This window comes from Burkholderia sp. THE68, from assembly GCF_009938265.1.
Lineage (GTDB): Bacteria > Pseudomonadota > Gammaproteobacteria > Burkholderiales > Burkholderiaceae > Caballeronia.
Genome location: NZ_AP022316.1, coordinates 229858 through 249698, shown reverse-complemented (window position 1 = coordinate 249698; position 19841 = coordinate 229858). Strand labels below are relative to the sequence as shown.

The 19841-nt window shown below is 62.3% G+C and carries 19 protein-coding genes and 1 tRNA gene; 8 read left to right on the top strand and 12 right to left on the bottom strand.

All coding sequences use genetic code 11. From position 1 onward, the window contains the following. Positions 1-246 precede the first annotated feature (246 nt). The 5 genes from BTHE68_RS14620 to oxlT form a co-directional block, all read right to left on the bottom strand. Complete coding sequence (locus tag BTHE68_RS14620) at positions 247-978, bottom strand: GntR family transcriptional regulator (protein ID WP_162067068.1); 732 nt, start codon at positions 976-978, stop codon at positions 247-249. Further along, positions 968-1189, bottom strand: coding sequence for a hypothetical protein (locus BTHE68_RS14615; protein ID WP_162067067.1), 222 nt, complete (start codon positions 1187-1189; stop codon positions 968-970). Before BTHE68_RS14615 ends, BTHE68_RS14620 begins: the two co-directional genes overlap by 11 nt. 114 nt (positions 1190-1303) lie before the next feature. Next, a complete protein-coding gene (locus BTHE68_RS14610) occupies positions 1304-2317 on the bottom strand; it encodes a 2-dehydropantoate 2-reductase (protein ID WP_162067066.1) in 1014 nt (337 codons plus the stop codon). A gap of 162 nt (positions 2318-2479) precedes the next feature. Then, a complete protein-coding gene (locus BTHE68_RS14605) occupies positions 2480-3418 on the bottom strand; it encodes a LysR family transcriptional regulator (protein WP_162067065.1) in 939 nt (312 codons plus the stop codon). A 12-nt stretch (positions 3419-3430) separates the two neighbouring features. Further along, a complete protein-coding gene (oxlT, locus tag BTHE68_RS14600) occupies positions 3431-4774 on the bottom strand; it encodes an oxalate/formate MFS antiporter (RefSeq protein WP_162067064.1) in 1344 nt (447 codons plus the stop codon). 481 nt (positions 4775-5255) lie between these two features. On the opposite strand from oxlT, the gene BTHE68_RS14595 reads away from it, so the two are divergent. Beyond that, a complete protein-coding gene (locus tag BTHE68_RS14595) occupies positions 5256-6200 on the top strand; it encodes a LysR family transcriptional regulator (RefSeq protein WP_162068201.1) in 945 nt (314 codons plus the stop codon). Positions 6201-6297: 97 nt separating this feature from the next. Next, positions 6298-6636, top strand: coding sequence for a hypothetical protein (locus BTHE68_RS14590; RefSeq protein WP_162067063.1), 339 nt, complete (start codon positions 6298-6300; stop codon positions 6634-6636). Positions 6637-6748: 112 nt separating this feature from the next. Here BTHE68_RS14590 and BTHE68_RS14585 read toward each other — a convergent pair whose 3' ends face one another. After that, a complete protein-coding gene (locus tag BTHE68_RS14585) occupies positions 6749-8200 on the bottom strand; it encodes an aldehyde dehydrogenase family protein (RefSeq protein WP_162067062.1) in 1452 nt (483 codons plus the stop codon). Between the two features lie 203 nt (positions 8201-8403). Here BTHE68_RS14585 and BTHE68_RS14580 point away from each other — a divergent pair, with 203 nt between their 5' ends. The 5 genes from BTHE68_RS14580 (at position 8404) to BTHE68_RS14565 (ending at position 11481) form a co-directional block, all read left to right on the top strand. Continuing rightward, on the top strand, positions 8404-8745 hold the full coding sequence (locus BTHE68_RS14580) for a zinc ribbon domain-containing protein YjdM (protein WP_162067061.1): 342 nt from the start codon (positions 8404-8406) through the stop codon (positions 8743-8745). A gap of 409 nt (positions 8746-9154) precedes the next feature. Next, positions 9155-9439 carry a putative hemolysin gene (locus BTHE68_RS14575; RefSeq protein ID WP_162067060.1) on the top strand — a complete coding sequence of 95 codons (285 nt, stop codon included), beginning with the start codon at positions 9155-9157 and terminating at the stop codon, positions 9437-9439. Positions 9440-9552: 113 nt separating this feature from the next. Then, positions 9553-9687, top strand: coding sequence for a hypothetical protein (locus BTHE68_RS37165; RefSeq protein ID WP_286202791.1), 135 nt, complete (start codon positions 9553-9555; stop codon positions 9685-9687). 395 nt (positions 9688-10082) lie between these two features. Further along, positions 10083-10334 carry a hypothetical protein gene (locus BTHE68_RS14570; protein WP_232077997.1) on the top strand — a complete coding sequence of 84 codons (252 nt, stop codon included), beginning with the start codon at positions 10083-10085 and terminating at the stop codon, positions 10332-10334. A gap of 187 nt (positions 10335-10521) precedes the next feature. Next, positions 10522-11481: a M23 family metallopeptidase gene (locus tag BTHE68_RS14565; protein WP_162067059.1), complete on the top strand. Its 960-nt coding sequence runs from the start codon at positions 10522-10524 to the stop codon at positions 11479-11481. A gap of 178 nt (positions 11482-11659) precedes the next feature. Here BTHE68_RS14565 and BTHE68_RS14560 read toward each other — a convergent pair. The 5 genes from BTHE68_RS14560 to BTHE68_RS14540 all read right to left on the bottom strand — a co-directional run bounded on the left by BTHE68_RS14560 (position 11660) and on the right by BTHE68_RS14540 (position 18087). Then, positions 11660-11736: transfer RNA gene (locus BTHE68_RS14560), tRNA-Ile, on the bottom strand. Positions 11737-11862: 126 nt separating this feature from the next. Beyond that, complete coding sequence (gene rpoD / locus BTHE68_RS14555) at positions 11863-13920, bottom strand: RNA polymerase sigma factor RpoD (protein WP_162067058.1); 2058 nt, start codon at positions 13918-13920, stop codon at positions 11863-11865. A 372-nt stretch (positions 13921-14292) separates the two neighbouring features. Continuing rightward, positions 14293-16176 carry a DNA primase gene (dnaG, locus tag BTHE68_RS14550; RefSeq protein WP_162067057.1) on the bottom strand — a complete coding sequence of 628 codons (1884 nt, stop codon included), beginning with the start codon at positions 16174-16176 and terminating at the stop codon, positions 14293-14295. 21 nt (positions 16177-16197) lie between these two features. After that, entirely contained in the window at positions 16198-16644 is a 447-nt protein-coding gene (locus BTHE68_RS14545) for a GatB/YqeY domain-containing protein (protein WP_162067056.1), read from the bottom strand. A gap of 216 nt (positions 16645-16860) precedes the next feature. After that, a complete protein-coding gene (locus tag BTHE68_RS14540; protein WP_162067055.1) occupies positions 16861-18087 on the bottom strand; it encodes a BaiN/RdsA family NAD(P)/FAD-dependent oxidoreductase in 1227 nt (408 codons plus the stop codon). 75 nt (positions 18088-18162) lie between these two features. Here BTHE68_RS14540 and tsaD point away from each other — a divergent pair, with 75 nt between their 5' ends. Next, positions 18163-19191, top strand: coding sequence for a tRNA (adenosine(37)-N6)-threonylcarbamoyltransferase complex transferase subunit TsaD (tsaD, locus tag BTHE68_RS14535; protein WP_162067054.1), 1029 nt, complete (start codon positions 18163-18165; stop codon positions 19189-19191). A 6-nt stretch (positions 19192-19197) separates the two neighbouring features. On the opposite strand, the gene BTHE68_RS14530 is transcribed toward tsaD, so the two are convergent. Beyond that, positions 19198-19824, bottom strand: a complete 627-nt coding sequence (locus BTHE68_RS14530; protein WP_162067053.1) for a glutathione S-transferase family protein — start codon at positions 19822-19824, stop codon at positions 19198-19200. Between the last annotated feature and the right edge of the window lie 17 nt (positions 19825-19841).

Here is a 19841-nt window from a genome sequence, read left to right as displayed (position 1 = left end):
CGATTCAACGTGCCGCATCATTCTTTACATTTTCATTACGCGACTGAAGTAGAATCGCAGGTTGATCTCAACCTCGTTCGACGGAGTCGCCGTGATTCGTCTCTTCTACACTTCAGTCGCCGCGCTGTTGCTTGCCATGACGATCGAGCAAGCGTTGGCAATCCCGGTTCTGTAACTCAGAACGCAAAAAAGGCCGCCCGGCAAATGCCACGCGGCCTTTTTCAATGCTGGCGCTTCAATCCGGCATCAATCCAGAAAGTCGCAATTCGCCTCGACGAACGCCGCCAGATCGAGCGAGTGCTGCTTCACGAGCCGCTCGACCAGCTCCGTGTCACGCTTCTCCAGCGCCTCGATGATACGCATGTGATCGACGATCGAGCGCGATGCCCGGTCGCTCTGCGAGATCGTCATCTTACGGATCGCGCGCACGTGCACGAAGATGTTCTTGATCGTGTCGAAGATGATTTCCGACTTCGCCAGCCGCACGATCGCGGAATGGAACGAGATGTTCGCTTCCGAATACTCGTCGATATGCTCGGCCGGGGTCGAGTCGCGGAAGTTGTCGAACATGTGCCGCAACTGCGCGATTTCCGCGTCTGTCGCGCGCTGCGTCGCGAGGCGCGCCGCCATGCTCTCCAGCGCCGCCCACATATGAATCATCTCGACGATCTCGCGCTTGGTCTTGCGCAGGATATAGACGCCGCGCCGTGGCACCGTGCGCAGAAAGCCTTCCTGCTCGAGCAGCGTCATGGCCTCGCGGATAGGCGTGCGCGAGACGCCGAGCGCTTCGGTCAGCTCTTTTTCGTCGAGACGGATTTCTTCGCGCGAACGGTAGATGTCCGCGTCTGCGATCGCCTGCCGCAGTTTCGCGTACGCCTGGTCGCGCAGCGAAACCGTGGCATTGATCGGTTCCAGCGAAAGGGTGAGTCCCGTGGACCGAACGTCCGGCCTGTCTACCGATTGAGTATCAGATGGCATTGATGGCTTGATTTCCCAAGTGCGGACGGCGAGCGTCGACACGCTTGCCCGAACCGCCGTTCTGATCTTCCGCCGCGAGTCCGGCGAAGCGACCGTGATTCTGTGCGCGCTGCAGCATGCTCTGCGGCACCGACGACGCAATCATAAACGTAACACCCGCACCAACGGCAACCAGCGCGAATCCGACAACCACCAACAGGGCGATGCTCATTTCAGGCTCCAGTCAAATCACTCAAGAGCCCTCAGTATATGCTGCGTCGCAGCAGAACGCAACGTATTTTGCATCTTGTATATCAGAAACAACGCTGGCGCCTTCGTCTGCAGTTTAGGCGGCTTTTTGGGATTGCGGGAGCGGCAATGCCTTCGCCGTGCCCTGATTCACTCCCTCGCGCAGCTTGATCAATGCAAGAACCGCATCGAGCATCGGCGTCTCGACGTGCACCAGGCGGCCGATTTCCTGCACGACGGTCATCAAAGGATCGATTTCCATCGGCCGGCCGGCTTCGCAGTCCATCAGCATCGACGTCTTGTGTGCGCCGACCGCGCCCGCGCCGTTGATGCGCCGCTCCACGTCGACACGGAAGTTCACGCCGATCCTGTCGCCGACGGCCTTCGCCTCCAGCATCATCGCCTTCGAGAGCGCGCGCGTGCCGGGATCGCTCGTCAGAACGTCGAGCGTCGCGCCGGTCAGCGCGCTGATCGGGTTGAAGCACAGGTTGCCCCAGAGCTTCAGCCAGATCTCGTCGCGGATGTTGTCGCGCATCGGCGCTTCCATGTCCGCCTTGGCCATCATGTCGTGCAGCGCCTGCAACCGCGGCGTGATCTCCCCGCTCGGTTCGCCGATCGGAAACTTCTTGCCGTAGTGATGCTCGATGACGCCCGGCTCCGCGATCTCCGCCGCCGGCAGCAGCACGCAACCGATGGCCCGCTGCGGTCCGAACACGTCCCATTGCCGGCCGCCCGGATCGACGCTCTGCAGTTTCGTGCCTTCCAGCTCGCCGCCGTGCTTGTAGAAATACCAGTAAGGCAGTCCATTGACGGCCGTGACGATCGCCGTTTCCGGGCCGAGCAGCGGCGGAATCAGGTCGACGACCGCCGGTATCGAATGCGCCTTCAACGCGATGATCACGAAATCCTGCGGGCCCAGTTCGGCGGGGTTGTTCGTGCAGCGCACCTTGACGACGTGCTCTTCACCGTCGATCCGGAGCTTGACGCCGTTCGCCTGCATGGCCGCCAGATGCGGTCCGCGCGCGACGAAACTGACGTCCGCACCCGCGCGCGCCAGTTGCGCACCCATATAGCCGCCGATCGCGCCGGCGCCGTACACGCAGATTTTCATGGTTCGTCTCCTGAGGGTTTGTAGCTTTTTAGCCTTCTGATATACAAGATACTACATTCCGTATCGAGCGACGACAAGGCGAATCGTACATATGCGGACGAGCGAAAACCCGCATGCGCCAAGCGTGCCGCGGGTGTGCGATGTGGGAAGAAAACGCGTCGGTCAGGCCTCGACGGCCTGGCCCGTGATGAGAGTATGCGACGAGGATGCGATGAAGTGTGACCAGACATTCGCGGCGCTGGCCCGCAATGCGCGGTTCTTCCGCCGCACGAGCATGATGGTGCGCGAGGCGTCCGGAACGAGCGGGATGAAGCGCGACTGCACGCTGTCGCATGCGGCGCGCGCGTGCATCGGCAGAACGCCGATGCCCAGACCGGCTTCGGCCATGCGCGCAACCGCCGTCGCCTGCGTGAGTTTCTGACGCACCGCGCCGGTCACCCCGTGCAGCGCGAGCGCCGCTTCGATGGCGGCGAGGCTGCCGGTGTCGTCATCAAGAAGGAGAATCGGCGTTCCGCGCAGTTGCTGCCAGTCGATGCGCCCGGCCACGCTCAGCCGGTGCGACGCGCCGACGACGGCGGCAAAGCCATCGGCGAAAAGCGGCTCGGCGGCGAGTTCGTCGAGACTGTCCGGCGCGATGACCACGCCCATTTCCGCCTCGCCCGAGCGCACGAGCTGCAAGACCGCGTTCTGCGGACGATCCATCACGACGACCGTAATGTCCGGCAGGCGCTCGCGACATGAACCGAGCAGCGCGGGCAAGACGCTCGCCGTCAGACCGCAACTGCTCGCGAGATTCACCACGCCCGGCTCACCGCCTTCCTGCGGGCGCGGTCTGAGCGTCGCTTCCAGTTCCTCGACGAGCGGCGCGATGCGCGCGAGCAGGCGGCGGCCGGTATCCGTGAGCGCGACCTGCCGCGTGGTGCGATCGAAAAGCCGCAGCGCGATTTCGTCTTCGAGTTCGCGGATGCTGCGGCTGACCGCCGATTGCGTGATGCCGAATTCGTCGCCCGCGCGCGTGAAGCTGCGATGCCGCGCGAGCGTGACGAACAGCCTCAGTTGATGCAGCGAGACGCTGAGTGACGGAAGCTGTTCGCGCGCCATGCCCCGGGCGCCTTACTGAACCGTCTTCGATGCGTCCCAGCCCGTCTGGAACGACGCATTGACCGGCGATTCCGACGACGTCTCGGTGACCGTGTTCTCGATCCAGCGGCGGCGCATCGGCGCGAGCACGAACTTGGCGCACAGGCCCGCCGCGATCGACGTGATCGCGGTAGCGATGAACACCGCGTTCCACGAGCCGATCGACGCGAGCACCGAGGCGAGCGGCACCAGCATCGACGCCGTGCCTTTCGCCGTGTACAGCGTGCCCGCGTTGGCGGCGGCGTATTTGCTGCCGAAGGTATCGGCGCAGGTCGCGGGGAAGATCGAGAAGATTTCGCCCCAGCACAGGAACGTCATCGCCGCGAACAGCATGAACAGATACGGGTTGTGCCCGAACTCCATCAACCCGAGCAGCGCGACGCCTTCGCCAAGGAAAATGAAGAACATCGTGTTCTCGCGGCCGATCTTGTCGGAGATGAAGCCGCACAGCGGACGCGTGAAGCCGTTGCAGAGGTTATCGATGGAAAGCGTCATCGCGAGCAGCGGCAGCGTGACGCCGAGCAGGTTCACCGGCATCTTCGCGAAGCCGTATTCCTTCGCGATCGGCCCGAACTGCGCCGTGGCGATCACGCCGCCCGCCGCGACGAACACGAACATCAGATACAGCACCCAGAAGAGCGGCGTACGCACCATCTGTCCGGTCGTGTAGTCGATTTTCGTCGACACGACGCGTTTCGCCGGCACGATGCCCTTGGGCGGATTCGGACGCACCAGCATCAGCGCGAGCAGGAAGATGCACACGCCCTGAAAGATGCCGAAGAACATGAAGGCCTGCTCGTAGCCCGAGCTCTGGATCATGTTGGAGATCGGAATCACCGTGACGGCCGCGCCCGCGCCGAAGCCCGCCGCGGTCAGACCCGCCGCGAGACCGCGCTTGTCCGGGAACCACTTGAGCGCCGTGCCGACGCAGGTGCCGTACACGCATCCCGCGCCGATGCCCGCGACCACCGCGCCGATATACAGATGGATGAGACTGGTCGCGTTCGCGTCGATGATCCAGCCGAGCGCCGCGCAGATCGATCCGCCGATGACGACGGGTCGCGGCCCGAATTTATCGACGAGCCAGCCTTCGACTGGCACGAGCCAGGTTTCAGTGACGATGAAGATGGTGAAGGCGGTTTGAATCGCCGCTTGCCCCCAGTGATGCTTCGCATCCATGGGTACGACGAAGAGTGTCCACGCGTACTGAAGATTGGCGACCAGCCCCATGCATATGATGCCGATCGTTAGTTGAAACCATCTGTTGTGATGACGCCCGTGCGATTGCCCGGACACAATCGTGTCTGCGCTTGCCATGTCTGTCTCCGTTATCTGTCTCAGCGCTCGTGTGGCGCTTGATGTGCTGCGAGAAGCCGGCGCATTGCGTCGGCGGCGAGCGGTCGGTCAGGGGAAATGCTCGGTCCAGGCGGCGTGGGCGTGAGGCCGTCTGTCCCGTATGCTGCGCGTCGTGCGCTTGGTGAATTGGGCGATCGATTCGCACATCTGGCAGGCATCCGCGTCAGGCGATCGACAAATCATTTCAAGCGATTCCCAATAAAGTTCGGATAATTGATGTGGCCCTTTTCGGGCTTCGTGTGTTGCGGAGTGATGCTTTTTGACGCTGTGCAGCATGAAGGCCAACGCTCGGGGTTCAGCATGGCCGTTCGTGCTAACCACGACTGTCCGCCTTACAACGATCCAAGGCGTGAAAGCATCGTGGAGGAGAAAAACGATTAAGGAAAGTAAGAAAAAATTATTGTATAAATTAGGTATCGTTAATGGATGAAGGATTGCCGTGCTGCGCAACGCCACCCTGCGTCAATTGAAGATCTTCGAAACCGTCGCCCGACGACTCAGTTTTTCCCGTGCGGCTGAGGAGCTGTACCTCACGCAGCCCGCAGTATCGACGCAGGTCAAGCAGCTGGAGGAGCATGCCGGGTTGCCGCTGTTTGAGCAATTAGGGAAAAAAATCTACCTGACGCCAGCCGGGAATGAAATGCTTCATTACAGCCGGTCGATTCTGGAGCAGTTCCGCGAGGCCGACGACGCGATGGCGCGGCTCAAGGGAATTTCGGGCGGCACGCTCAACGTCGCGGTGATCAGCGCGGGCGACTATTTTTTCCCCCGATTACTGGCGGCTTTCACTCGCCGCAATACCGATGTCAGGCTCAATCTCGCAGTGCACAACCGCGAAGAATTGCTGCATCAGCTTTCCGATAACCTGACCGATCTCGCCGTGATGGTGCGCCCGCCGCGCGACATGGATACGGTCAACGTGTCGTTCGCGCCGCATCCGTATGTGATCGTCGCGCCGCCGGATCATCCGCTGGTCGGCCGCAGGAACGTCCCGCTCGAAGCGCTCGCCGATGAACCGTTCATCGTCCGGGAGCGCGGTTCGGATACCTGGAATTCGATGGAAGAAGGCTTTGCCGGCCGGCTTTCGAACCTGAATGTCGCGATGGAGATCACCAGCACCGAAACGATCAAGCAGGCCGTGATCGCGGGCATGGGCGTGAGTTTTCTGTCCGCGCACACGATCAGCATGGAATTGCAGGTCGGGAAGCTGGCGGTGCTCGATATCGAGGGTTTTCCCGTGATGCTCAACTGGTTCGTCGTGCATCGGAACAACAAGCGTCTGCCGCCGGTGGCGCTCGCCTTCAAGCAATTTTTGATCGAAGAAGGCGCTGCGCAGATCGAAGCGATTACGCAGATCGTCGCGAAGACGGGTAAACCCAACACATAACGCTTACTGAATATATAAACAAAAAAGGTTTAACTATCGTATATGGATCGTGTTCCCTATTCTCCATTCATGCCCCACGGCCATACAGGAGACGATCATGATCCACTCAACGCACCACGATGACCGCGAAGTCCAGGCGCAAGTCTGCGCGTTCAACACCGCTTTCGAAGAACTCGACCTGATGTTCCGTTGGGATGCACATACGTATCGCTCGCTCGCGTCGGCGGACAGCGATTACGGCAAGATCGCGCAGTTCGTCGAATCGCACTGTCCGCATCTGCTGAAGGCGTACAGCGCGGAGTTTCTCTGCCAGGCAATTGTCGAGCGCAAGAATTCGACTATCGAAGCGTGCCGGCAGAACACCGTGCAATATGAAGACAGCACGCAAAGGGCGCGGCTTTGGCGAGCACGCAACCAGGAAACGGCGCGCGTCTGACAGTTCACTGATATCGATGCGGGCGGTCCGGATTTTTCGGACCGCCGTTTTGCGTTCGGTCGCCGAAGGTGATGCGCCGCGGATGCCCGCGGCGGCTGCATAACCTGCGGCATCAGGGCGTCAGCGCGATCCAGACGGCTTTCGGCTCGGTGAAGTTTTCGATGGCGACATCGCCATGTTCGCGGCCGAAGCCCGAATCGCCGCCGCCGCCCCAGGGCAGGCGCACATCCGTGAAGCCGTATGTATTGACCCAGACCGTGCCTGCCTTCAGTTCGGCGGCCATCCGATGCACGCGGCCGATATCCGCGCTCCACACGCCTGCAGCGAGACTATAGGCGGTGCCGTTGGCGATGCGCAGCGCGTCGGCTTCGTCATCGAAGGGAATGACGCTCGCGACCGGCCCGAAGATCTCTTCCTGCGAAATTCGCATCTCGTGCTCGACGTTGGCGAACACGGTAGGCTCGACGAAATAGCCGCGCTCGCCCACGCGCTTGCCGCCCGCGACGAGCGATGCGCCCTCTTCCTTGCCGATATCCACATAGTCCAGCACGCTCTTCATCTGCTTGGCCGAAATGAGCGGGCCCATATTGGTTTCGCGTTTGGACGGATCGCCGAGCTTGATCGTCTGCGCGCGCTGGGCGAGGCGCTCGACGACTTCGTCGTAGACAGCGCGTTGGGCAAGAATGCGCGAGCCCGCCGAGCAGACTTGTCCGGCGTTGAAGAAGATGCCCGACGCGGCGGCGCGCACGGCGCTATCGATATTCCCGTCCGCGAAAATCACGTTGGCGGACTTGCCGCCGAGTTCCAGCGTGACGCGCTTGAAATTGCCCGCCGCGCCTTGCAGGATGCCACGCCCGACGGACGGCGAACCGGTGAACGTCACCTTGTCGACACCCGGATGCGCGACGAGCGAATCCCCGACGACCGAGCCCTTGCCCGTCACGATGTTGAGCACGCCAGGCGGCACGCCCGCTTCCAGCGCGAGCCGTCCGACCATCAGTGCGGAGAGCGGTGTGATTTCTGCCGGCTTCACGATCAACGTGCAGCCGCATGCGAGCGCGGGCGCGATTTTCCACATGCCGATCATCAGCGGAAAATTCCACGGGACGATCGCCGCGACCACCCCGACGGGCTCGCGCACGGTGTAGGTGAGCGCATCGGGGCGCGCGGGCACGACCTGTCCGTTGATCTTGTCGCACCAGCCGGCGTAGTAGGCGAGCGTATCGATGGCGGCGGGCACGTCCTGGCGCTGCACGCCGGCGATCGGCTTGCCTGCGTCGAGACTTTCGAGTGCCGCCAGTTCTTCCTGATTTTCGCGAAGCAGGTCAGCGAGCTTCATCAGGATGCGGCCGCGCTCGGCGGCGCGGATCGCGTTCCAGGGCTTGAGCGCGGCGCGCGCCGCCTGCACAGCGCGATCGACATCGGCCGATGTGCCTTGCGCCACGCGCGCGATGGGGTTTTCGGTCGCCGGGTCCAGGTTGGTCGAGTACTCGCCGCCACTCGGCGGGACGAATTCGCCGTTGATCAGCAATTCGTAGCGCTTCAAGTCCGCTGTGCTTTCCATGTCTCACTCCATGTGCTTTTAAGAACTAGTTTATGTTGGAGCAGAAATTCCATTCATGAAAGCAAAACATTTTTATCATTTGCATAGGGCGGGATGTATGGGGGAATATAGCGATGGGTCGGACCGTCTGTCGCGTCGTTTCGGCGTCGGGTGGCGCTATACTTCCCGCCTTCCATATCGCCGCGAGGCATCAAGCAATACGTATGAACGCACTACCTCCCTGTCCGCAATGCCACTCGGAATTCACATATGAAGACGCTGGCATGTACATCTGCCCCGAATGCGCGCACGAATGGTCCACGCAGATAAGCGCTGCGTCGGAGCCCACCGCAAAGGTTTATCGCGATTCCGCCGGGAACGTTCTTCATGATGGCGACACTGTGACTGTCATAAAGGATCTCAAACTCAAGGGCGGTGGTGGAGTGGTCAAGATGGGCACCAAAGTCAAGAACATTCGCCTCGTCGATGCCGATCATGACATCGACTGCAAGATCGAAGGGTTTGGTGCTATGAGTCTTAAGACGGAGTTTGTTAGAAAGGTTTGAGGTTTTTCGCGACGTGGCGCGCTTCGGCCAATGTGCGCGAGCGATCTCCGACTTTCCTGGTCCTATTTGACGCACGATTTTTGACAAAGTGCGGGGCGCCCTTGCATCAAGCTTGCGGGCGCGCTCGGCGCGACATGAATCAAAATCAATAGTCAAAGGAAAACCTTGAAAGCTTTATCTGCACTCCGAATCAGTATTTGGTCGATACTTTTAGCTTACCTTGCTCCTTGTGGCGGCGCAGGAAATGACGGAAGCTTGACCGCAGAAAAATCAGAAAGCGAATCGGCCCAGAACGGCTGTCTCCGCGGCAGCAAATCAAAGCTACCTGGCAACTGTGACATAACGCTCTCAACAAGCGCCGTCGACATAGCCAGGGATGACTGAATTTCTAACCGGAAAATACTGATCCATGCTCAAGCCCGTTCCTGTCTTGATCTCGTGTCTTTCTTTGTTGGCGGCATGCGCGCAACCGCATCCGCCGAGCGCAAATGCATCCGCGAATCAACCTGCTTCGCAGGCCGACGCGCGGATCGGCCTTGCAAATCCGGCATCCGTGAATTGCGCTCGCCAAGGTGGAACGCTGCAAATCGTCGATACCAGCAACGGCCAGCTCGGCATGTGCCGCTTTCCCGATGGCCAGTCATGCGAGGAATGGGCGCTACTTCGCGGCGAATGCTCAGTTGGTCCAAAGTAGTGGGTCTCTAACCAGGTCGCGGGACCGATATTTTTGAGACACGTCCGATGGAGACGCAACCCGGTTCATCTCAAAATTAATCCTGTCCGAAACGCAACCGAGGTGAAACAGTCATGAGCCCCTTCTTTCTGATCGATGTCGCAGCGCTGTCCCGCCAGGCTGCTCTGCCGCGCAATCCCCTGCAAGAAGCCGTTCCGACGACGATGATCGAAACGCTGGTCCGTCTGCTCACTTCACTGTTTCACTAATCGATGTGTGCGTAGGCGGTCGACTGGACGCAGGTCGTGCCGCTACGCGATCAGCCCGTTCTCGCGTATCGGCGCAGTACACGTTGACCATGCCGATATGCGTCTTCACTCGATTGCGGCTGTTCACTGACCATCCGCTGGCAGTCGGCGGCGAGCGCCTCTTGTCGGTGCCCGAAGCGGGACTATGACATGACAACAGGCAGATGCACCTGCGGATAAACGGGAGCACTGCGATACAAAGTGGCAGACGTTTAAGACTTGTCTGATGGGACCTCGATGCCATGTTGCTCAGAATTTTCAGCTCGATCGCGACTCGCGTACCGCGATGGCGTTGGCGCTGATCGTTTCGTAAAAATTCTCTGAGCCCATGTCCCGAACAACGGGAAGGAAGTATCGTGTTTCTGACACCCGCTCAACGCAAGTCCCTGATGGAATCAACCGTGCCGCATAAGGGCGCCGGCGGCCGAATTGCCGCCATCGATGCCGTCGTCGCACGGCTGCGTCACGAAAATCCCAACGCGTTTCATTCCACACAATCGCTCGAACAGCGGGTGTTCTTTCACGCGCCAGACAGCGACATTCCGCATCTCGCTGCCATCAAGCCCCAGTCTCACAGTTCACAGCATGAAGGCCGCTCCGCCGACTAAACCGCAGCCAGCGTCGCGTCCGGCATCAGCTTGAAACGCCGTGCGATCGCGTCTGGACTGTCGACCGCTGTGCAGTTGCGGCCCGGCCTTACGCCCTTATCCCAAATTTCTCTGATTCGTCCGATATGCGGAGATCTGACGCGCTCCTACCATCTCACAATTGGCAATTAGTTACAGGGGAGTAAGGGTGGCGACAGTCGTCTCGCGCTCGAAGAGCGATCTGTATATCGTGATGCGGCGCGGCGCGCTGCGTGCCATCGTTGGCACCGCCTGCGCGGCGGTCGCGCTCTCGTTGGCTGCCGGCCTTGCGCTGGGGCACTACAGCGCCGCGCCGCTGCGCGTCCGCCACGAGCCTGCGAGGTCTTCCTTCGCCCCGTCGTCCGTCGCATCTCCCTCCCCTTACGCGGCAGCCGAGTTCGCGCGCCTGCAGGCCGCGAATGCCTCGCTGGATGCGCGCGCCGAGCAGCTCGCCGCGCAACTGGACGCCCTCAGCGCGTTTGACCAGCGCCTGCGCGCGCGATCGTCGCTCGCGACCGCCACGAAGGCAGTCGCAGGGACGTCAGCGCGCGGGGCTTATAGCGATGCCGAGGGCGGCCCGGAACTGCCGCCGCGACCTTGCCAAGCGGCCGGCGCGCATCCAGATCCGCAAGTCGCCCGCGGCGAACTCGACTGCCTCGCGGCGACGCTCGCCACGCTCGAACAGGGCGTAGCCGAGCACGAGGCGGCACTGCGGGCGTTCCCGGGGCGCCGTCCGCTCATGCTCGGACGCACCGGTTCCCCGTTTGGAAACCGCCTCGACCCGTTCACGCACCATCCGAGTTTCCATCCGGGCGTGGATCTGGTCGCCCCGACGGGCACGCCGATCCTCGCGGCCGCCGGTGGCCGCGTGATCCACGCTGGGCCGATGCCCGGCTATGGCAATACGGTCGAGATCGATCACGGTAATGGCTTTATAACGCGCTACGCCCATGCCTCCAAGATCGAGGTTCGCGTCGGACAGCGTGTACAGCCGCGCGAAGCGATCGCCGAGGTTGGCTCGACCGGGCGCTCGACCGGTCCGCACCTGCACTTCGAAGTGCGCGTGGGCGGCCAACCGGTCAACCCGGCCGACTATCTCGCGCTTTTTGCGAACGATTCCGATGCGTGAAATTCGCCCGATGTTCGGGATGGAAGTAAGAAGGAATACAGAGTAACGTGGCGATAACACAGGCTTCGGACGCCCGAGGCGGTGTCATGACCCACTGACATCCTTGAACGGTCCCTGATGGTCTTATCAAGGACAGAAACCGCGCTTCTGCTGATCGTTTGATTCAACGAAGAAAGAATGGTGGGCCGGGTGGGGCTCGAACCCACTATCGGTCGATTATGAGTCGACAGCTTATACCAGTTAAGCTTCCGGCCCTTTTGCACGCAAAGGGCAAAAAGAAAGCGCCATTATCGGCGCTTTCTGTTACTTCCGAACATTGCGCAGCGCGGCTTTCGGAGGGTAGCGAGTTTGCCTCACAACGCCTCTCAAAACAAGTCCCTGTCAGTTCCCTTCCAGGAATGACTTCAACTTGTCCGACCGACTCGGATGCCGCAGCTTGCGCAGCGCCTTCGCTTCGATCTGGCGAATCCGCTCACGCGTGACATCGAACTGCTTGCCGACTTCCTCGAGCGTGTGATCCGTGCTCATCTCGATCCCGAAGCGCATGCGCAGCACCTTCGCTTCGCGCGGCGTCAGCGAGTCGAGCACATCCTTCACGACATCGCGCATCGACGCGTGCAGCGCCGCATCGGACGGAGCGACGGTATTCGTGTCCTCGATGAAATCGCCGAGGTGCGAATCGTCGTCGTCGCCGATCGGCGTTTCCATGGAGATCGGCTCCTTCGCGATCTTCATGATCTTGCGAATCTTGTCTTCCGGCATTTCCATCTTCTCGGCCAGCGTCGCCGGGTCCGGCTCGAGACCGGTCTCCTGCAGAATCTGACGCGAGATGCGGTTCATCTTGTTGATCGTCTCGATCATGTGAACCGGAATGCGGATCGTGCGCGCCTGGTCCGCAATCGAACGCGTGATGGCCTGACGGATCCACCACGTCGCGTAAGTCGAGAACTTGTAACCGCGCCGATATTCGAACTTGTCCACCGCCTTCATCAGGCCGATATTGCCTTCCTGGATCAGATCGAGGAACTGCAGCCCACGGTTCGTGTACTTCTTCGCGATCGAAATCACGAGACGCAGGTTCGCCTCCGTCATTTCGCGCTTCGCCTGACGCGCCTTCAGTTCGCCCGCGGCCATCTGACGGTTGGTTTCCTTCAGGTCCTTCAACGGCAGCACGACGCGCGCCTGCAGATCGAGCAGACGCTGCTGCTGTTCGCGGATCGCCGGAATATTGCGCTCCAGCACCGCGCTGTACTCGTGCCCTTCCGCCACGACCTTGTCGGACCATTCGAGATCGGTCTCGTTGCCGGGGAAGCGCGTGATGAACTCCGCGCGCGGCATGCCGCACTTGTCGACCACGGTATGCAGAATCTGCCGCTCGACCTGCCGCACCTCGTCCACTTGCGCACGCAACGTGTCGCACAGACGCTCGACGGTGCGCGCCGTGAAGCGGATGTTCATCAGCTCGGTCTGGATGGCTTCCTGCGCCTTCAGATACGCCTTCGACTTGTAGCCTTCCTTCTCGTAGGCGCGGCGCATCTTGTCGAACCATTCGCTGATCAGCGCGAACTTCTCGAGCGACTGGGCTTTCAGAGCTTCCAGCTGCGCGGCGTTGGCGCTGGCCTGCGCGCTGCCGTCGTCCTCTTCTTCCTCTTCCTCGTCGCTCTCTTCCTCGGTTTCCTCCTCCTCGGATTCGATCGCCTCCGCTTCCTGCTCGGAGAAACCGTCCGTGTCCTGCGCATTCGGATCGAGCAGGCCATCGACGAGTTCATCGACGCGCACTTCCTCGTTCTGGACGCGCTCGGCCATCGCCAGGATGTCCGCGATGGTGGTCGGGCAAGCGGAGATCGCCATGACCATGTGCTTGAGGCCGTCTTCGATCCGCTTGGCGATCTCGATTTCGCCTTCGCGCGTCAGCAGTTCGACCGTGCCCATCTCGCGCATGTACATACGCACCGGGTCGGTCGTGCGGCCGAATTCGGAATCGACCGTGGAGAGCGCGACTTCGGCTTCTTCCTCGACTTCGTCGTCGGAGGAGGCATTCGGCGCGTTGTCGTTCAGCAGCAGCGTTTCGGCGTCGGGCGCTTGCTCATACACCGCCACGCCCATGTCATTGAACGTGCTGATGATGCCTTCGATCGCCTCGGTTTCCGTGAAGTTGTCGGGCAGATGATCGTTGATCTCGCCGTACGTGAGGAAGCCGCGCTCCTTGCCGAGCTTGATGAGCGCGCGCAGCTTGCCGCGCCGCTCCTCGAGTTCCTCGACGGTGCCGGGCGCGCTCGACGAGAACGCGTCCTTCAGCAGTGCCTTTTCCTTCGCGCGGCGATCGCGAGCCCTGGCCTTCTCGACCTTCGCCGCGGGAGCGGCGCCAGACTCTGCGTTTTGCATTGCGTCGTCTTCGACGGATACATCGTTCAGCTTTTTCGTCATGGAGTTCGCCATACCGGCTTTAGTCTCGACTCGCGGCTGCTGGACAACAGCCGATGGAACCGTGAATACCCAATCTGCGCACGCTGCTTCGTCCTGCGTGCCCTGCCCGGGGCGCCATCGCGGATCGAACGAGTGTGAATCGTCTTCTCGCCCTACCCTCAATAGCAGCCGCTTCCCTTATGCCCGTCTGTTCGTCGGCGTGCTTACCGGCCCGTTTCGTGTGATTTATGCGGCGCGCACCACGTATGAGCACACCGCACCGCATCTCGAAACGCCGACTCAGCCCGCGCCTTCCTGCTTCTATCCCGCCCCTCTTCCTCTACCCGAAAACGCCTCAACAGTTGACAAAAAGCAATCCTTTTTGAACTTTCGATTATAGCATTCTCATTTTCCGGCATCCCGGCTCGCGCCCCGTCCAGCCTTGATCTGAGCGACTTTCGTCGACAGATCCGAGAACTCCGCGACCTCTTCCGCCGAGAGACTCGACTGCCGCGCCAGTTGATCCAGCCGCGCGCGATAGCTGTCGTGCCGTAGCTTCACCACCGTCGCCTGCAACTCCTCGGCGAGCAGGCGCTTCTGTTCCTCGACGCGCTGCGCCGCGTCCTCGTCCGACGGATCGCGCATCAGTAAATCGCGAACGTTTTCATCATAGGCGAGAATTTCCTGGAAGATATCTTCGTACGTGGGCGCATTTGCTGCATTTCTCAAGACGTCCGAGAGCATCTGGAATTCCGCCTCGCCGCCGAGTTCGCGCGCGTGACCGATCACCTCGCTGAAAATTTCGCCGTGCTCGGTCATGGTGACGAGGGTGCGCTCGCTGTCCTGATCGAGCGCCACCGCGATGCCCGGATACATCACCAGGTTGCGCAAGGCGCGTTGCTCCTGACCCGTCACGCGACGGCGTTCGCTCTTCGGCACGTTCGCGCGGGCGACCGCCGCGGCGCGCGAATCGATGTCGCACAGCGCGGCGATCTCCGTGAACGGCGTGTCGAGCCGGTCCGCGAGCATATGCAGGATCTGCACCCGCAGCGCGTTCGCGGGCAGTGCCTGCAGCAGCGGCTTCGCGTCGAAAAGTGCTTTCGCGCGGCCTTCGGGCTGCTCCAGTTCCTTGTCGTTCAGTACCTCATTCAGCAGGAATTGCGACATCGGCATCGCGCGATCGATCTGCTCGCCGAATCCGTCGGTGCCGAACTCGCGGACGTAGCTGTCCGGATCGTGCTCTTTCGGCAGGAACAGAAACTTGATCGTCCGATTGTCCGCCGCGTGCGGCAGCGCCGCCTCCAGCGCGCGGCGCGCAGCGCGCCGGCCGGCCGAATCACCGTCGAAACTGAACACCACGGTATCCGTCTGACGAAACAGCTTTTGCACGTGAATCGGCGTGCAGGCCGTGCCGAGCGTCGCCACGGCGTTCGCAAACCCGAGCTGCGCGAGCGCGACGACATCCATATAGCCTTCGACGACCAGCACGTAGCCCAGTTCGCGAATCGCCAGACGCGCCTCGAACAGCCCGTACAGCTCGCTGCCCTTGCTGAACAGCGGCGTCTCCGGCGAGTTCAGATATTTGGGCTCGCCGCCGTCGAGCACGCGCCCGCCGAAGCCGATCACGTTGCCTTTCACGTTGCGGATGGGAAACATCACGCGCTCGCGAAAGCGGTCGTAGCGCCGTGCCTGTCCTTGCGAATCGGTCTTCTCGCTGACGATCACGAGCCCCGATTCCACCAGGTTATCATTCCGATAATCGGGAAACGCGGTTTCGAGGTTCTGCCAGCCGTCCGGCGCATAGCCGAGGCCGAAACGCGCCGCGACCTCGCCCGTCAGACCGCGCTTCTTCAAATAAGCGATGGCGTTCGGCGCGCCGCGCAGTTGCTTGCGATAGAAATCGCAGGCGGTCTGCATGACTTCGGTCAACGCGACGCTGACCGCCTTGCTCGGCGCGCTTTCGCCGCCGCCGCTGCCGCCACGGAAGCCATTCGATGGCTCCTGCGGCACCGTCAGCCCCGCGCCTTGCGCGAGGTCCTTCACGGCCTCGGGGAAGGTCAGACCCGTGTGCTCCATCAGGAAGCCGATCGCGGTGCCGTGCGCGCCGCAGCCGAAGCAGTGATAGAACTGTTTGGTCGGGCTGACGGTGAACGACGGGCTCTTCTCGTTGTGGAACGGGCAGAGCCCCATGAAGTTCGCGCCGCCCTTCTTCAACTGGACGTAGCGGCCCACCACGTCGACGATGTCGACGCGGTTGAGCAAATCCTGCAGGAATGCGTGCGGAATCACCGATCGAATAAGCCGCGGCGGTTACTTGGCGAGTGCGGCCTTCACCTGCGCCGAAACCGCGGTCATGTCGGCCTTGCCGGCAAGTTTCGGCTTGAGCACGCCCATCACCTTGCCCATGTCCTGCGGACCGGCGGCGCCTGTCGCGGCGACGGCGGCCTGGACCTCGGCGGCGATCGCTTCGGCGGAGAGCTGTTCGGGCATGTACGCCGCGAGCACCACCAGTTCCGCTTTTTCCTTGTCGGCGAGATCGGTGCGGCCCGCGGCTTCGAACTGGCTGATCGAATCCTTGCGCTGCTTGATCATCTTGTCGATGACGGCGGTGATGCCCGCGTCGTCGAGCGTGACGCGATCGTCGACTTCGCGCTGCTTGATTCCCGCGAGCAGCAGGCGAATCGTGCCGAGGCGCTCGGTTTCCTTCGCGCGCATGGCCGTCTTCATGTCGTCGTTGATCTGGTCTTTGAGGCTCATCTTTCACCCGTTGCAATTGCGAAAATATGGATTCCGACCGGCGCCTGGGCTATCCCGCGAAAGCAAAAACCCGCTTGGGAACGCTTCCTCAAGCGGGACTTTTCGCGGGTCGTTCCAGCGCCTGCCAGAGCGGAGAGGACCCTCCTCCGATGACCGTCTGAGTATAGCAAACGGGTTCGCGTTTCGAGACTCGCCAAAACCCCCGGCCAGGCGCGCTCAGGCGGCGCTCGCCGCGTCTCGCGCGAGCTCGGCGGCGGCCTTTCCAGCCGCCACGCCCGACGCCCACGCCCACTGGAAGTTGTAGCCGCCGAGCCAGCCGGTGACATCCACCGCCTCGCCGATGAAATAGAGCCCGGGCATGCGTTCGCTCATCATCGTCGCCGACGAAAGCTCGCGCGTGTCGACGCCGCCGCGCGTGACTTCGGCCTTGCGATAGCCTTCGGTGCCGCTCGGCGTGAGCGTCCAGTCCGACAGCGACGCGCCGAGCGCCTTCAGGGTGCGGTCGGGCAGATCGGCGAGCCGCGCATCGACGGACACGCGCTGCGCCTCGAGCCACACATGCGCGAGACGCGCCGGCACATGCTCGCCCAGAAAATTGCCGATGTGCTTTTTCGAGCCCGCTTTCGCCTCGATCAGCATCTGGGTGGCGTCGACATCGGGAAGCAGATCGACGTGAATCGGCTCCGACGTATTCCAGTAGCTCGAAATCTGCAGCACGCCGGGCCCCGACACGCCGCGATGCGTGAGCAGCAAGTCCTCGTCGAACTCGCCGCGTGTCTTGCCCTTTCCCGCGCTGATGCGAACCGGCAACGAGAGTCCCGAGAGCGCGGCGAACGGCGCCCAGTCAGCCGACGTGAACGTGAGCGGCACGAGCGCCGGACGCGTCTCGACGAGCGTGTGGCCGAACTGCTTGGCGACGCGATAGCCGAAATCCGTCGCGCCGATTTTCGGAATCGACAGGCCGCCGGTCGCGATCACGAGCGCCGCCGCGCCGATCGCGCCCGCGGTCGTATCGAGCGCGAAACGCGCGCCGTCGTGCCGGATCTCGTGCACGGCGACCGGACGCCGCCACGCGACGCCGCCTGCATCGCACTCGCTTTTCAGCACATCGATGATGGTGTCGCTGGAGTCGTCGCAAAAGAGCTGGCCCTTATGCTTCTCGTGCCATTTGACGCGGTACTGCTTGAGCAGCGCGAGAAAATCGCGCGGCGTGTAGCGCGCGAGCGCGGAGCGGCAAAAATGCGGATTCGCCGACAGAAAATTGGCCGGCTGTGCATTGACGTTGGTGAAGTTGCAGCGTCCGCCGCCGGAGATGCGGATTTTCTCGGCGAGACGTTCGGCGTGGTCGATGAGCACGACGCGGCGCCCGGATTGAGCGGCCACGGCCGCGCACATCATGCCGGCCGCGCCCGCGCCGATGACGGCGATATCGAAGGATTCCATGGCGCGCATTTTACCTTCGGCACGCGCGTTGACGCCCGCTGCTATACTTTTCTGTTCCTCCAAGGCATTGAATCCATGCTCGTTCTCGGCATCGAAAGCTCCTGCGACGAAACCGGCCTCGCCCTCTACGACACCGGGCGCGGCCTGCTTTCGCACGCCCTTCACTCGCAGATCGCGATGCATCGCGATTACGGCGGCGTCGTGCCGGAACTGGCTTCGCGCGATCACATCCGGCGCGCGCTGCCGCTGCTGGAGGAAGTGCTCGAGCAATCGGGCGCGCAGCGTGGCGACATCGACGCCATCGCGTTCACGCAGGGACCGGGACTCGCGGGCGCGCTGCTGGTCGGCGCGAGCATCGCCAATGCGCTCGCGATGGCATGGGATAAACCGACCGTCGGCATCCATCATCTGGAAGGGCATCTGCTGTCGCCGCTGCTCGTCGATGCGCCGCCGCCGTTTCCGTTCGTCGCGCTGCTCGTGTCGGGCGGCCACACGCAACTGATGCGCGTAACCGACATCGGCGTGTACGAGACGCTCGGCGAAACCCTCGACGACGCCGCCGGCGAAGCCTTCGACAAAACCGCGAAGCTGCTCGGCCTCGGCTATCCGGGCGGGCCGGAAGTTTCGCGGCTCGCGGAGTTCGGCACGCCCGGCGCGGTGACGCTGCCCCGTCCGATGCTTCATTCCGGCGATCTCGATTTCAGTTTCAGCGGCCTGAAAACCGCCGTGCTCACGCAGAGCCGCAAGCTCGGCAACAACGTATGCGAGCAGGCGAAGGCCGATCTCGCGCGCGGTTTCGTCGATGCCGCCGTGGATGTGCTCGTGGCCAAGTCGCTCGCCGCGCTGAAGAAGACGGGATTGAAGCGGCTGGTCGTGGCGGGCGGCGTCGGCGCGAACCGGCAGTTGCGCGAAGCGCTGTCGGCGGCGGCGAAGAAGCGCCGCTTCGACGTGCATTACCCCGATCTCTCGCTGTGCACCGACAACGGCGCGATGATCGCGCTCGCCGGTGCGCTGAGGCTTTCGCGCTGGCCGGAGCAGGCCGTGCGCGACTACGCGTTCACCGTGAAGCCGCGCTGGGATCTCACCTCGCTCGCGCGCGCCTGAAGCTGTCTACTTCGGCGGATTGAACGGCTGCACGATCGCCCGGAACACGGGCAGCGTCTCGCATCGGTCGCTATGGCCGATGAGCGTCGGCCAGCGCGTCGAACTGAAGAGCTCCGGATGCGCCTCGCGCGCGAAGCGCAGCGCGCAGGCCACGGTGATGTCGGCATGCCCGATCGCATCGCCGAACCAGTAAGGCGTCGCACGCGCGGCGCGGTCCGCTTCCAGCGCGTTCAACACGCGCTCGACCTGCCCCGTGCAGCGATCGAGCCACTTCTGCGATCTTTCCTTGTGCAGCACCCGTTCATAGACGAGCGCGACGGCCTTGTCGGCGAGACCCGTCGCGAGCGCGCAGACCTTCAGTGCTTCACGCCGCTGCGGGCCGTCCGGCGCGATCATCGCGCGCGCGTCGCCGGCCTGTTCATCGAGGTAATCGAGGATCATCGTGCTCTCGATGAGCACGTCGCCGGAATCGAGCACAAGCGTCGGCACGCGGATCAGCGGATTGAAGGGCGCGATCTTGTCGGCATCGCCGAACACCGACCACGGGCGATGCTCATACGCGATGTCGTACAGCTTCAGCGCGATGGCGACGCGCCGCACGAACGGGGAATCGTATTGGCCGATCAGGATCAAGGTGCGCTCCGCAGGGT

Coding starts and splice junctions, on each gene's coding strand:
- BTHE68_RS14610 (WP_162067066.1), bottom strand. CDS start 2,317: ATGAAAATCTGCGTGTACGGCGCCGGCGCGATCGGCGGCTATATGGGT.
- BTHE68_RS14605 (WP_162067065.1), bottom strand. CDS start 3,418: ATGGCGCGCGAACAGCTTCCGTCACTCAGCGTCTCGCTGCATCAACTG.
- tsaD (WP_162067054.1), top strand. CDS start 18,163: ATGCTCGTTCTCGGCATCGAAAGCTCCTGCGACGAAACCGGCCTCGCC.
- BTHE68_RS14545 (WP_162067056.1), bottom strand. CDS start 16,644: ATGAGCCTCAAAGACCAGATCAACGACGACATGAAGACGGCCATGCGC.
- BTHE68_RS14575 (WP_162067060.1), top strand. CDS start 9,155: ATGCTCAAGCCCGTTCCTGTCTTGATCTCGTGTCTTTCTTTGTTGGCG.
- rpoD (WP_162067058.1), bottom strand. CDS start 13,920: ATGGCGAACTCCATGACGAAAAAGCTGAACGATGTATCCGTCGAAGAC.
- BTHE68_RS14615 (WP_162067067.1), bottom strand. CDS start 1,189: ATGAGCATCGCCCTGTTGGTGGTTGTCGGATTCGCGCTGGTTGCCGTT.
- BTHE68_RS14580 (WP_162067061.1), top strand. CDS start 8,404: ATGAACGCACTACCTCCCTGTCCGCAATGCCACTCGGAATTCACATAT.
- BTHE68_RS14590 (WP_162067063.1), top strand. CDS start 6,298: ATGATCCACTCAACGCACCACGATGACCGCGAAGTCCAGGCGCAAGTC.
- BTHE68_RS14585 (WP_162067062.1), bottom strand. CDS start 8,200: ATGGAAAGCACAGCGGACTTGAAGCGCTACGAATTGCTGATCAACGGC.
- BTHE68_RS14540 (WP_162067055.1), bottom strand. CDS start 18,087: ATGGAATCCTTCGATATCGCCGTCATCGGCGCGGGCGCGGCCGGCATG.
- BTHE68_RS14620 (WP_162067068.1), bottom strand. CDS start 978: ATGCCATCTGATACTCAATCGGTAGACAGGCCGGACGTTCGGTCCACG.
- oxlT (WP_162067064.1), bottom strand. CDS start 4,774: ATGGCAAGCGCAGACACGATTGTGTCCGGGCAATCGCACGGGCGTCAT.
- BTHE68_RS37165 (WP_286202791.1), top strand. CDS start 9,553: ATGAGCCCCTTCTTTCTGATCGATGTCGCAGCGCTGTCCCGCCAGGCT.